We start from the raw sequence: 12,877 nt of genomic DNA on the forward strand, positions 1-12,877 counted from the left end.
TGCTCCTTTGGCTCGTGACGGGATAGACTGGTCAGGGTGTGATTCTGTGGTGCAGAGCGTCCCATTTTGTGACGATAATGTGGAGACTTCCACTGACCCCGGGGCCTTCATGACCGACCAATCTGCACCTTTGCCCGTGATCCGCAGCACGCGGCCCGTGGCCCTGTTCGGTGGCGGCGAGATCCCGGGGCAACTGGCGGAAACCGTTCTGGCCATGGCTGGCGCGGTTGTCGGCGCGGATGGTGGCGGGGAATGGTTGCTGGAGCGCGGTCGGCTGCCCGATGCGGTGATCGGGGACATGGACTCGCTGCGCTCCGAACGCGTTCAGGACATCCCGCCCGAGCGGTTCATTCGCATCACCGAACAGGAAAGCACTGATTTCGAGAAATGCCTGACCCGGATCGAGGCGCCGTTGGTGCTCGGGATCGGCTTCATGGGCGGTCGGGTCGACCACATGCTGGCGGCCTTTTCGGTGCTGCTGCGCCATCCCGACCGGCCCTGCCTGTTGGTGGGAAGCGAAGACCTGGTGTTTCATGCGCCGCCGGATGTCACGCTGACCTTGCCATGCGATCAGCCGCTGTCCCTGTTCCCACTGGCGCCGGTCCGGGGACAGTCCAGTGGGCTGACCTGGCCAATCGAGGGGCTGGATTTCGCCCCCGGCGGGCGGATCGGGACGTCGAACAAGGTGGTCGGCAGGAACGAGGCAGGCGCGGCCCAGGCCGCAGAAGGTTCAGTCGCGGTCTCGCTGGCCTTCGACGGGCCCGGCATGTTGGTCATAATGCCGGTGGCGGCGATGGCGGATGTGGCAACGGCGTTGCTGAGCCGGCCCGCGCGATGGCCCGCTCGCGCAGGATGATATACAGCCCGGCGCCGATGATGATCGCGATACCGACCAGGGCCAGCCCATTGGGAAATTCGCGGAACACAAGCCAGCCGACCAGCGCGGTCACCGGCAGTTCAAGATACTGCATCGGCGCCAGGGTCGAGGCCGGGGCATAGCGCAGCGACCAGGTCATCAGGAGATGCCCGAAGGAGCCGAAGATCCCGGTCAGCAGTACCAGCCCCCAAAGCTGCCCCGGCGGTATGTCGAGGGCCAGTTCCTCAACCCCGAACGCGCTGCCGATCAGCAGCACGGGCAGCAGGATGACGGTGGCCATGATTCCGCTCAGCGCCTGCATGGCGATGGGGTCGGTCGCCCGGGCCACCTGTCGGGTGACCAGGCTGAAGGCGGTGAAGTTCACTGCCACCAGCAAGGGCAGCAGCGCGGGCAGGCCGACGGCGGCAAAGCTGGGCTGGATCACCAGCAGCGTGCCGGCGAACCCGACCGCCACGGCAGCGATGCGGCGCGGGCCGATTTCCTCGTTCAGGAACAGCCGCCCGGCGATCAGGGTCAGGAAGGGCATGACAAAGGCAATGGCGATGGCATCGGCCAGCGGCAGGTAGCGCAGCGAGACGATCATGAAATAGACGCCGCCCATATGCAGCACGGTGCGCAGCAGGGTCAGGCGCATGGGGCGGCCGCGTGCCGGCCAGGGCTTGCGCAGCAGAATTGCCAGCGGCAGCAACAGCAGCGCCTGCAATGCGAACCGAAACAACAGGATCATGGCCGAGGTCATCTCGGCCCCCAGGATCTTGACCACCGCGTCGGCGCAGGGCGCGACGACGCAGAAGGCGGACATAAGGGTGATGCCCAACAAGGGGTTGTCGCGATGCGGTGTTTCCATGGCGCGACGCTAGGTGCGCGCGGGGGAACTGTCCATGGCCGGCGTGACGGGACCGGTGCAGGGCAATGGCGCCTGTGCAGCAAGGGGGGGGCGGGCCCCCGGTTTGGGGACCCGGCCGGGCGGCGGGGCGTCAGGCCCTTGCGGCGCCCTGCAAAAGTTCGATGCAAAGATCCGTCGCCTTGGCCATGTCCTGGACCGAGATCCATTCCAGCGGGCCATGAATGTTTTGCATCCCGGTGAACAGGTTCGGCGTCGGCACGCCCATTTCGGTCAGCCGCGACCCGTCGGTGCCGCCGCGAATGGGGACCGAGACGGGATCCAGCCCCAGCTTGCGGGCCGCATCGCGGGCCAGGTCCACCGGGGTCATGTCGTTTTCAAGCCAATACCGCATGTTGCGATATTGCGGCGTGATCTCGCAGGAAATCGTCGCGCGCGGTTCGGTGGCCTGAACGGCAGCGCAGATCTGGCGGAGCATCTCGCCCTTCGCGGCCAGGCCGTCGCGTTCGAAATCCCGCAGGATCAGCTTGATCCGCATTTCGTTCGCGCCGCCGGACATGTCGGTGGCATGGATGAAGCCGTCACGCCCATCGGTCAGTTCGGGACGCATGGTGGATTGGGGCAGGGCGGCGATGATTCTGGACGCCAGCTGGATCGCATCGACCAGCTTGCCCTTGGCAAAGCCCGGATGGATCGAGACGCCCTTGACCAGGACTTCGGCCCCATCGGCGGAAAAGCTTTCGTATTCGATCTCGCCCAGCTTGCCGCCGTCGAAGGTATAGGCGAAATCGGCTGCCAGATCGCGGGGCAGGTCGGGACCGACGCCGCGCCCGATCTCTTCGTCCGGGGTGAAGGCGATGCGCACCGGCCCATGGGGAATGTCGGGGTTTTCCAGCAAGTGACGCGCCGCCGTCATGATGATCGCGACGCCCGCCTTGTCGTCCGCGCCCAGCAGGGTCAGCCCGGAGGCGGTGATGATGTCGTGGCCCTGCTTCTGCGCCAGATAGGGGAAATCCTGCGGCGACAGCACCAGATCGGGGTCGTCGGGATAGGTGATGTCGCCGCCGTTATAACCACGCACCACGCGGGGCTTCACGCCGGTCGCATTGAACTGTGGGGCGGTGTCCACATGGGCCAGCAGCCCGATGGTCGGCGCCTCAATATTGCCGGGGATGGTTGCCAGCACCACGCCGTAACTGGTCAGGGACACATCCTCTGCGCCGATCTCGGTCAGCTCGGCTTCCAGCATCCGCAGCAGATCATACTGGATTTCGGTGCTGGGGGCGGTGGGGCTGTCGGCGTCGCTTTGGGTATCCACGGCCGCATAGCGGACAAGGCGGGTTTCAAGCTCTGTATCGAACGGGCTGGGCATGGGGCCTCCTGACAAGGGGGTGCGCCGGGGCGCTTGACGGAAACCTATGTGGAGCCGCGGTCCGAGGAAAGGGGGGCCGCGCGCCCCGGCGCAGGGCTCTGCGGGTTCGCCGGGCCTGAGGGGGCGGGACTGGGTTCAGGTGAAGGACCGGGCTCTGGGAAAGGACTGGGCTCGGGTGAACGATCAGGCTCTGGCCCGGCTGGCGTTGCGTTCCCGCCAAAGCGGGGGCACCCAGAGCAGGGCCATGGTGGTCAGGGCCAGCAGCGTGTTGGCGGCCTGTCCGCCAGGGCCCCAGGTGCTGTCGATGTAGCGCACGCCATAGACCAGCACGACATGCCAAAGGTAGACCTGCAGCGAATGGCGCCCCAGCAGGCACAGGGCGGGCCGGGTGAAGATCCAGCCAATACCGTTCGAGATGGCGCGCACAATTGCCGACGGATCGTTGCGCCCGCCGATGGCCAGCCAGGTGAACAGGAACCCCGCGGCCATGAAGTTCAGCAGGTAGACCGGCCCGAAATTCGAGCGCAGTTCGAAGGGACGGAAGGCCTTGAAGACCGCTTCGGGCATCCAGCCATGGGCCGAGGCCAGTCGCAGCGGCGCGAACAGCAGCAGGAACAGCAACGCGACCAGCGCAAGGTCGCGGGTGCGCGGGCCAAAGACCTCTTCCCAGCGGATCCGGCCTGCGGCCCATGCCGCCCCCAGCATCAGCCCGGCGATGAAGGGCACCTGCCAGCCCATCGGATCGAAGGCCATGCGCAGGCCCTGGGTGTCCGAGGCTTCGAACAGCCGGTCCACCCCGCGCGACCAAAGCAGCGAAACCTGCAATTGGCAGGCCGTCCAGACCAGCGCCGACAGCCCGGCGGCCAGCATCCAGCGCCCGTCGAAAACCCAGCGGATCAGCAGCGGCGAGATGGCCATGAACAGGATGTACATCTGCAGGATATCAAGGAAGGTCGGCTGGAATGCCAGCGTCAGGATCCCGAGAATGCGTATCGGATCGTCCATCGGGGCGGTGCCCAGCCAGTTGCGCCAGGCCATCACGCCTCCGGGCAGCAGATCGCGCATCGCGAGCCCGAGAAAGATCAGCGCCACGGTCCAGAGCCAGAGTTCCAGCATCCGTGCATGGACAGATTTACGCATCGCCTGCATGCCGCTGCGCAGATATTGCCGGCCCTTGAACAGCCCGAACATCAGGCCGGACAGAAAGACGAATCCTTGGGTGCTTTCGACGAACATCACCTCGCGGAAATGCAGTTTCTGAACCCAGACCCCGTTCTGCAGAACGAGGTGGGACAGGACCATCGTCAGAAGGAAGAACCCACGCAGGCCATCCAGAAAGTCGATACGTTTCATGGCTTCAGTTCGAAATGTGACGGGCTGGTAACCACGCGGCGTCTCCGGAAGGAGGGGAAGGGATGGAGTGTTCCGTTTAGAGATAGCGCGAAAGTTGCGCGTTCATAGCCGTGCCGCACGGCAGGCTCAATTGGCCAAGCAAGCGAAAGTGCCGCGCTGCCGTCGCGATAGGCGAAATCGGGGCGCGATGGGCGATTTTCTGCGCCTTTGCATGCCGGTGGGCCCGATGGGCACGGGCGTCGACGTTGCTTCAGCAGTTGGGGACGTTCACCGCCAGCCCGCCAAGCGAGGTTTCCTTGTACTTCTCGTGCATGTCCCGTCCGGTCTGGCGCATGGTTTCTATGCAGGCATCCAGCGGCACGAAATGCTGCCCGTCGCCGCGCAGCGCAAGCGAGGCCGCCGAGACCGCCTTGATCGCGCCAAGGCCGTTGCGTTCGATGCAGGGCACCTGCACCAGACCGGCGACCGGATCGCAGGTCATGCCCAGGTGATGCTCCAGCGCGATCTCGGCTGCGTTTTCGATCTGCTCGGGGGTGCCGCCCATGACGGCGCAAAGCCCGGCGGCAGCCATGGCTGCGGCCGATCCGACCTCGGCCTGACAACCCGCTTCGGCGCCGGAAATGGAGGCGTTGAATTTCACCAGCCCGCCGATGGCGGCTGCGGTCAGGAAAAAATCGTCCAGCTTGTCGCGACTGGCCGTGGGCACATGGGTCAGCCAGTATTTCACCACCGCCGGCAGGACCCCCGCCGCGCCATTGGTGGGGGCGGTGACGACCTGACCGCCGGCCGCGTTTTCCTCGTTCACCGCCATGGCATAGGCGGAAATCCAGTCGTTGATCACATGGGGAGGGGCCAGGTTGCGCCCGGCCTCGTCCTTCAGCGCGTCATGGATGGCGGCAGCGCGGCGGCGCACGGCCAGACCGCCGGGCAGGGTGCCGGGCGTGCTGAGGCCCCGGTCGATGCAATCGGACATGACCTGCCAGACCTGGGCGATGCCGCCCGACAGGGGCTTGCCACCTCCCCGCGCGGTTTCATTGGCCGCTTTCATTCCGGCAATCGTCAGGCCGGATGCCCGTGCCATGTCCAGCATCTCGGCGGCGGATTTGAACGGATAGGGGATCGGCGGGCCCTCGGCCTCTGCCTTGCCATCAGCCAGTTCGGCTTCGGTCAGGACGAAACCGCCGCCGATGGAATAATAGACTTCGGACAGGATCACATCGCCCTGGGCATCCAGCGCCATGATCCGCATCCCGTTGGGGTGGCCGGGCAGGGGGGTGTCGTAGTCGAAGATGAGGTCGGTCGCGGGGTTGAAGGCCAGTTGGCCCAGCCCGCTGGGCGCGACATGACGGTGTTCGTCGATCCAGGCCAGGGCGGAGTCTGCAGCCCCGGCATCATAGCTGTGGGGCAGGAACCCGGCGAGGCCCAGCACCGTGGCGCGATCCGTCGCATGGCCCTTGCCGGTGAAAGCCAGCGATCCGTGCAGCGAGGCGCGCAGCCCATGGGCATCGAAGGGCGCGGCGCGCAGCCGGTCCAGAAACCGCCCCGCAGCCACCATCGGCCCCATGGTATGGGACGAGGACGGGCCGACCCCGATCTTGAAAATGTCGAAGACAGAAAGGAACATGCGCGTACTCCGGTTTGCGGGCAGGATAGGGCGGTAGCCCGGGCGCTGTCGCCATGAAAGCGACACTTTCCGCGATTGCCGCGCCAGAGGTCCCAACCGGCTTGCGGACTGGCTTGCGGACTGGGTCCCAGCTTGCCATCCGGCTTGGGGCCCCGGCCAGGCATCCGGGACTTGTGAACCAGCACGGGAAATCCGTACTCGCATCCCTTGCCTTACCTGCCTATAACCACCCCGGTATTACGGAGTGAGCCGCATGAGCCAAGAGCCTTCCCCTGCGACCCAGACTGCGACCCCTGCAACCCCGAACGGCGCGCCTGATGCGCTGGGCGCGGCCGACCGGGCGAAATTCGCGGCCTCCTGGCGGTCGGTGGGCTTTGTCGAGGACGGAATGAAGGTCGGTCTTGGCACCGGCAGCACGGCGGCCTGGATGGTGAAATGCCTCGGCCTGCGGGTCCGGCGCGAAGGGCTTAAGATCGTCGGCGTGCCGACCTCGTCTCGCACCGCGGCGCTGGCGCGCGAGGTCGGGATCGAGGTGACGTCTCTGGATCAGGCCGGTTGGCTGGATCTGACCATCGACGGCGCGGATGAATTCGACCCCGCCTTTCGTCTGATCAAGGGCGGCGGCGGCGCGCATCTGCGGGAAAAGATCGTGGCTGCCGCCAGCGACCGCATGGTCGTGATCGCCGACCCGGACAAGGATGTGGCGACCCTTGGCGCCTTTCCCCTGCCTGTCGAGGTGATCCCGTTCGGCATGGACGCTACCCGGCGACTGGTCGAGCGCGCGCTTGCGGATCTGGACGTGGATCAGCGCAGGACCGTCTTCCGCCCCGCCGGCGAAGGTCTGTTCGTGACCGACGAGGGCAACCATACGCTGGATCTGCACCTCGGCCGGATCGGCGACCCCGAAGCCCTGTCCCAGGCGTTGAACGCCATTCCGGGCGTCGTTGAAAACGGCCTGTTCATGGATATCTGCGATGCGGTCGTCATCGGACGGGAAGACGGCCATGTCGTGACCCGCCACAAGCAGGGCGCAACAGAAGAAACCCACCTTGATTTCGCAGCGGAACTGGCCCTTTTCGACGCCTGAACCGATGCCGGACAGCACCCGGTCCGGCCATTGGATCGGGGTCCGCAAACGAACGCCCTCAGGGCTCAGAAGAAGGATCCTCGCATGAGCTTCGACTATGACCTCTTCGTGATCGGCGCCGGTTCGGGCGGCGTGCGCGCGGCCCGCGTGGCAGCCGGTGAAACCGGCGCCCGCGTCGCCATCGCCGAAGAAAGCCGTTACGGCGGTACCTGCGTCATCCGGGGCTGCGTGCCGAAAAAGCTGATGGTCTTCGCCTCGACCTATGGCCGTGTCGCCGAAGAGGCCGCCGCCTACGGCTGGGACGCGAAGATCGAGAATTTCAACTGGACCGCTTTCTGCAGCAAGCTGAACCTGGAACTCGACCGGCTGGAAGGGGTCTACAACCGCCTGCTGGATGGCTCCGGTGTCGACAAGTTCTCGCAGCGGGCCACGGTGCGCGATGCCCATACGGTCCTGCTGGCCGATGGCACGGAAAAGACCGCCAAGCATATCCTGGTCGCCACGGGCGGGCGCCCGGTGCGGCCCGATCTGCCGGGGGCGGAACTGGGCATGGTGTCGGACGACATTTTCCACATGGACAGCCTGCCGGGCAATGTCCTGATCGTCGGCGGGGGCTATATCGGTAGCGAATTTGCCTGCATCCTCAACGGGATGGGCGTTTCCGTCACGCAATATTACCGGGGTGATCAGATCCTGCGCGGCTTTGACAACGAGGCCCGCAACCTGATCGCGGAGGAAATGCGCGCCTCGGGCATCGACCTGCAGACCGGCACAGACATCACCGGGCTGGAACGGGACGGCGACCAGATCGTCGCGCTGCGCTCGGACGGTGCAAAGGCGCGGTTCGACAAGGTGATCTTTGCCACCGGACGGCGCCCCAACACCGACGACATGGGCTTTGAAGAGGCCGGCGTGACGTTGAAAGGCAACGGCGCGATCACCGTGGACGAATACAGCCAGACCGGCGTGCCCTCGATCTATGCGATCGGGGATGTGACGGACCGGGTGCAGTTGACCCCGGTGGCGATCCGCGAAGGCATGGCCTTTGTTGCGACGGTCTTCCGGGGCGAACCGACGCGGCCTGATCACGAACTGATCCCGACGGCGATCTTCACCCAGCCCGAAATGGGCACTGTGGGCCTTTCTGAAGAACAGGCAAAGTCCGTCGCAGGAGAACCGGTCGAGATCTACGCGACCTCGTTCAAGCCCATGCAGCAAAGCTTTGCCGGGGGTGCCGCGCAGAAGATCCTGATGAAACTGGTTGTCGGCAAGGAAAGCCGCAAGGTCCTGGGCTGCCACATCGTCGGCCCGGCGGCCGGGGAAATGATCCAGATGGCCGGAATCGCGGTCAAGATGGGCGCCACAAAGGAGGACTTTGATCGCACGGTCGCGGTCCATCCGACGGCAGCAGAAGAGATGGTGACCATGCGGACTCCGGTCAGAACCATCTGAAGCGCTTGTAATTCGGCCCGAGGACGCACACGTATCGGGCGAGAAGACTATAACGGAAGGGGAGATTGATGGCTGGAAACAATGGCGGTCCCTGGGGGGGCGGCGGTTCCGGCGGAGGGCGACCGACGCCACCCGGAAACAACGGGGGCAACGACGGACGTCGGCCCGGCGGAAACGGTGACAAGCCGACAGGTATTCCGGATATCGACGACCTGGTCCGCAAGGGCCAGGACCAGTTGCGCGTCTTGATGGGCGGCAAGGGCGACACGCCCCGGCGTCCGGGCGGCGATGGCCCCGGTGGCGGCGGCGGCGGTGGCCCGCTGGTCACCCGTGGCACCCTGCTGATCGGGCTGGTGGTGCTGTTCGGCCTCTGGGTCTTTGCCAGCTTCTACACCGTCCGCCCCGAGGAAAAATCGGTGGAACTGTTCCTGGGCAAGTATTCCTCGACCGGGGAACCGGGCCTGAACTTTGCGCCCTGGCCCGTCGTGACGCATGAAGTCATCACCGTGTCGCGCGAACGCAACGTCGACATCGGCGTCGGCGCCCGTGGATCGGATGCCGGGCTGATGCTGACCGGGGACGAGAACATCGTCGACATCGATTTCCAGGTCGTCTGGAACATCACCGATCCGGCGCAATTCCTGTTCAACCTGCGTGATCCGCAGATGACCATCGAAGCAGTGTCGGAATCCGCCATGCGCGAGATCATCGCGCAGTCTCAGCTGAGCCCGATCCTGAACCGGGACCGTGGGGCGATCTCCGGCCGTCTGCAGGACATGATCCAGAGCACGCTCGACAGCTACAATTCCGGCATGAACGTGATCCGGGTGAACTTCGACAAGGCCGACCCGCCCGCGCAGGTCATTGATGCCTTCCGCGAAGTCCAGGCCGCCGAGCAAGAGCGCGAACGCCTGACCAACCAGGCCGATGCCTATGCCAACCGGGCCACGGCGGCCGCACGTGGTGCCGCAGCGCAGATGATACAGGAAGCCGAAGGCTATCGCGCCCGCGTGGTCAACGAAGCCGAGGGTGAAACCAGCCGCTTCACGGCCGTGCTGAACGAATACCGCAAGGCACCTGAAGTGACCCGCAAACGCCTTTACATCGAAACGATGGAAGAGGTGCTTGGCAACGTGAACAAGGTGCTGATCGACGAAAACGCCGGGTCGGGTGTGATGCCCTATCTGCCGCTTTCCGAACTGACGCCCCGCGCTTCGGCACCTGCCGACGCAAGCGGCAACTGAGGAGGATCCGGTCATGAAAAAACTAACGATAGCCCTGGTCGTCCTGGTCGTCGCCCTGATCGGCTTCTTCAGCTCGATCTTCATCGTGGACGAGCGTGAGAATGCGCTGGTCCTTCAATTCGGTCGTGTGGTGGACGTGAAGGAAGACCCCGGTCTTGCCTTCAAGATCCCGCTGATTCAGGAGGTCGTGACCTATGATGACCGCATCCTGAGCCGCGACATCGATCCGCTGGAAGTCACGCCGCTGGATGACCGCCGCCTGGTCGTGGACGCCTTTGCGCGTTATACGATTTCGGACGTGCGCCAGTTCCGGCAGGCCAATGGTAGTGCCGGTCTGGTGGCTGCCGAAAACCGGCTCGATTCCATCCTGCGCTCGCAGACCCGCGAAGTGTTGGGCTCGGTGACCTCGGACGAGATCCTCTCGGCGGATCGTGCCGAGCTGATGACGCGGATTCGCGATGCCGCCTACACCGAAGCGCAAAGCCTTGGTCTGGATATCATCGATGTGCGGATCAAGCGGACCGACCTGCCGACCGAGAACCTTGACGCGACCTTTGCCCGGATGCGGGCCGAACGGGAACGTGAAGCGGCAGATCAGATCGCGCGCGGTAACGAACGTGCGCAGGAGATCCGCGCCGAAGCCGACCGCAAGAAAGTCGAGCTGGAATCCGATGCGCAGCGCCGGTCCGAGATCACCCGAGGCGAGGCCGACGCCCTGCGCAACGGCATCTTCGCCGAGGCCTTCGGCGCCGACCCGGAGTTCTTTGACTTCTACCGGTCGCTGAACGCCTATCGCGCCGCGCTGAGCGGGAGCAATTCGACAATGGTGATTTCGCCTGACAGTGAATTCTTCAACTATCTGAAGTCGAACAATCCCGGAAACGCCAGCCCTTCGACCTTTACCGCTGCGGCCCCGACTGCAGGGGCGCCGTCAGAGGACGGGCTGGAAGGCGATGCCATGGAAAGCGAGGATGCGGCCCCGGAAGAGACCGGCAACGGCGCGTCTCTGGTGCCCCTGGCTGATCCGGCCACCGCACCGGAAAGCGACCCGGCGACGGTCCCGGTCGACTGACATCGCCCCCATTCGGGGCGCAGAAGGGGGCTGACCGCAGGGTCGGCCCCCTTTTTCGTGGGCCGGTTCCTGGCCTCGACCGCCAATCCTGTGCCGCCATTTCTGCATCGGCTCTCGCAGAGGTGAACTTTGTGTCACCCGGTTTGGCCGGGTCGCAGGTCGCACGGATGTCGGGAGGCTCTTGCGAAAAAAATTTACCAAAAATCAGGGCTTCGGTGAAAACCTCGCACCTGAACGGGACGGGCGCCGCCGGGGCTGGTGGGTTGGCCGGAGTCTCGATGCGGGCGAAAATCCTCTCACAGGGGGGTCACGGCCTGTTGACGTGTCGCGATAGGCTTTGTGTTGCAGTCAGGAGAGCCTACATTAGAAAACAATGACATGTTCGGCCCCGCCGGGGTTTCGGACGTTGTCCTCACGAAGATGAAGGAGATATGGGAATGACCAGCCAGGCCTTGGCCTTCCGATCCCGACAACCGCAAATGTTCCGCGCCTTCTGGCTGACCGTTCTGGCCGTCGCGCTGCTGCTGGGGCAGGCACTGTCCGCCCGCGCGCTGCCCGACAGCTTTGCCGATCTTGCAGACCAGATCAGCCCCTCGGTCGTGAACATCACCACATCGACGACGGTGACGGGGCGTGACCAGCCCTCTCCCATGGTGCCTGAAGGCTCGCCTTTCGAGGATTTCTTCCGCGAATTTCAGGACCGTAACGGCGGCAACGACGAAAGCCGCCCGCGCCGCAGCCAGGCGCTCGGCTCCGGGTTCGTGATTTCGGAAGATGGCTATATCGTCACCAATAACCACGTGATCGAAAACGCCGACGAAATCGAGATCGAATTCTTCAATGGCGAACGTCTTGATGCGACCCTGGTGGGCACGGATCCGAACACCGACATCGCCCTGCTGAAGGTCGAAGCCGAGGAACCGCTGCCCTTCGTTACCTTCGGGGACAGCGATACCGCTCGGGTCGGCGACTGGGCCGTGGCCATGGGCAACCCGCTGGGGCAGGGCTTTTCCGTCTCCGCCGGGATCGTTTCGGCCCGCAATCGCGCGCTGAGCGGCACCTATGACGATTACATCCAGACCGACGCGGCGATCAACCGCGGCAACTCGGGCGGTCCGTTGTTCAACACCAACGGCGAAGTGATCGGCGTCAATACCGCGATCCTGTCGCCCAATGGCGGCTCGATCGGGATCGGCTTCTCGATGGCCTCCAACGTGGTCTCCAAGGTTGTGACCCAGTTGCAGGAATTCGGGGAAACCCGCCGCGGCTGGCTGGGTGTGCGCATCCAGGACGTGACCGATGACATGGCCGAAGCCATGGGTCTGCAACAGGCCAAGGGGGCCATGGTCACCGATGTGCCCGATGGTCCGGCCAAGGATGCGGGCATGGAAGCCGGCGACGTGATCACGAGCTTCGACAATGTCGATGTGGATGACACCCGCGGCCTCGTGCGTCAGGTCGGCAATACCTCGGTCGGCAAGACCGTTCGCGTCACCGTCTGGCGCGATGGCGAGACCGAGACGCTGCGGGTGACCCTTGGACGTCGCGAGAACGCCGAAGCTGTGCCTGCGGCCCAGACGCAGGACATGCCTTCCGAACCGGAAGTGCTTGACCTGATGGGCATGTCGATCAGCGAACTGACCCCGGATTTGCGTCAGCAGCTGGATCTGGACGAAGACGCGACGGGTCTTGTCGTCACCAATGTGGACGAGATGGCCAACGCCTTTGAAAAGGGCATTCGCGCCGGTGATCTGATCACCGATGCGGGCCAGCAGAAGGTGACCGGCCTGACCGATCTTGAGGACCGGATCACCGAGGCACGGGATGCGGGGCGCAAGTCCATCCTGCTGCTGGTGCGTCAGAACGGCGATCCGCGCTTTGTCGCGCTGCCGCTCGACGCGGACTGACGAACCGGCCGGCAAACGGGCTGATGATCCTGCGGGATTGCAAAA

General features: G+C 64.8%; 10 protein-coding genes. 6 read left to right on the plus strand and 4 right to left on the minus strand.

Annotation, left to right across the window (positions count from 1 at the left end):
* Positions 1-109 precede the first annotated feature (109 nt).
* On the plus strand, positions 110-856 hold the full coding sequence (locus PSAL_RS01150) for a thiamine diphosphokinase (protein ID WP_119840598.1): 747 nt from the start codon (positions 110-112) through the stop codon (positions 854-856).
* On the opposite strand, the gene PSAL_RS01155 is transcribed toward PSAL_RS01150, so the two are convergent.
* The 4 genes from PSAL_RS01155 to PSAL_RS01170 all read right to left on the minus strand — a co-directional run bounded on the left by PSAL_RS01155 (position 774) and on the right by PSAL_RS01170 (position 6,070).
* The gene (locus PSAL_RS01155; protein WP_119840597.1) at positions 774-1,724 is read right to left on the minus strand and encodes a DMT family transporter; all 951 of its coding nucleotides are present in this window, start codon (positions 1,722-1,724) and stop codon (positions 774-776) included. The genes PSAL_RS01150 and PSAL_RS01155 overlap by 83 nt on opposite strands.
* A 130-nt stretch (positions 1,725-1,854) precedes the next feature.
* Positions 1,855-3,093 (minus strand): peptidase T, encoded by a 1,239-nt coding sequence (gene pepT / locus PSAL_RS01160; RefSeq protein WP_119840596.1) that lies wholly within the window; start codon positions 3,091-3,093, stop codon positions 1,855-1,857.
* A gap of 183 nt (positions 3,094-3,276) precedes the next feature.
* Positions 3,277-4,446 carry an OpgC domain-containing protein gene (opgC, locus tag PSAL_RS01165; protein ID WP_119840595.1) on the minus strand — a complete coding sequence of 390 codons (1,170 nt, stop codon included), beginning with the start codon at positions 4,444-4,446 and terminating at the stop codon, positions 3,277-3,279.
* A gap of 250 nt (positions 4,447-4,696) precedes the next feature.
* Positions 4,697-6,070 carry an L-serine ammonia-lyase gene (locus tag PSAL_RS01170; RefSeq protein ID WP_119840594.1) on the minus strand — a complete coding sequence of 458 codons (1,374 nt, stop codon included), beginning with the start codon at positions 6,068-6,070 and terminating at the stop codon, positions 4,697-4,699.
* 253 nt (positions 6,071-6,323) lie between these two features.
* Between PSAL_RS01170 and rpiA the strand changes: the two genes are divergently transcribed.
* The 5 genes from rpiA to PSAL_RS01195 all read left to right on the plus strand — a co-directional run bounded on the left by rpiA (position 6,324) and on the right by PSAL_RS01195 (position 12,832).
* Positions 6,324-7,157, plus strand: coding sequence for a ribose-5-phosphate isomerase RpiA (rpiA, locus tag PSAL_RS01175; RefSeq protein ID WP_119840593.1), 834 nt, complete (start codon positions 6,324-6,326; stop codon positions 7,155-7,157).
* 84 nt (positions 7,158-7,241) lie between these two features.
* Positions 7,242-8,609 carry a glutathione-disulfide reductase gene (gor, locus tag PSAL_RS01180; protein ID WP_119840592.1) on the plus strand — a complete coding sequence of 456 codons (1,368 nt, stop codon included), beginning with the start codon at positions 7,242-7,244 and terminating at the stop codon, positions 8,607-8,609.
* Between the two features lie 68 nt (positions 8,610-8,677).
* Positions 8,678-9,853 carry an FtsH protease activity modulator HflK gene (gene hflK / locus PSAL_RS01185; protein WP_119840591.1) on the plus strand — a complete coding sequence of 392 codons (1,176 nt, stop codon included), beginning with the start codon at positions 8,678-8,680 and terminating at the stop codon, positions 9,851-9,853.
* Positions 9,854-9,866: 13 nt separating this feature from the next.
* Complete coding sequence (gene hflC, locus PSAL_RS01190) at positions 9,867-10,925, plus strand: protease modulator HflC (protein WP_119840590.1); 1,059 nt, start codon at positions 9,867-9,869, stop codon at positions 10,923-10,925.
* Between the two features lie 437 nt (positions 10,926-11,362).
* On the plus strand, positions 11,363-12,832 hold the full coding sequence (locus tag PSAL_RS01195; RefSeq protein WP_119840589.1) for a Do family serine endopeptidase: 1,470 nt from the start codon (positions 11,363-11,365) through the stop codon (positions 12,830-12,832).
* The last annotated feature ends 45 nt before the right edge of the window (positions 12,833-12,877 follow it).

The organism is Pseudooceanicola algae (assembly GCF_003590145.2).
GTDB lineage: Bacteria > Pseudomonadota > Alphaproteobacteria > Rhodobacterales > Rhodobacteraceae > Pseudooceanicola > Pseudooceanicola algae.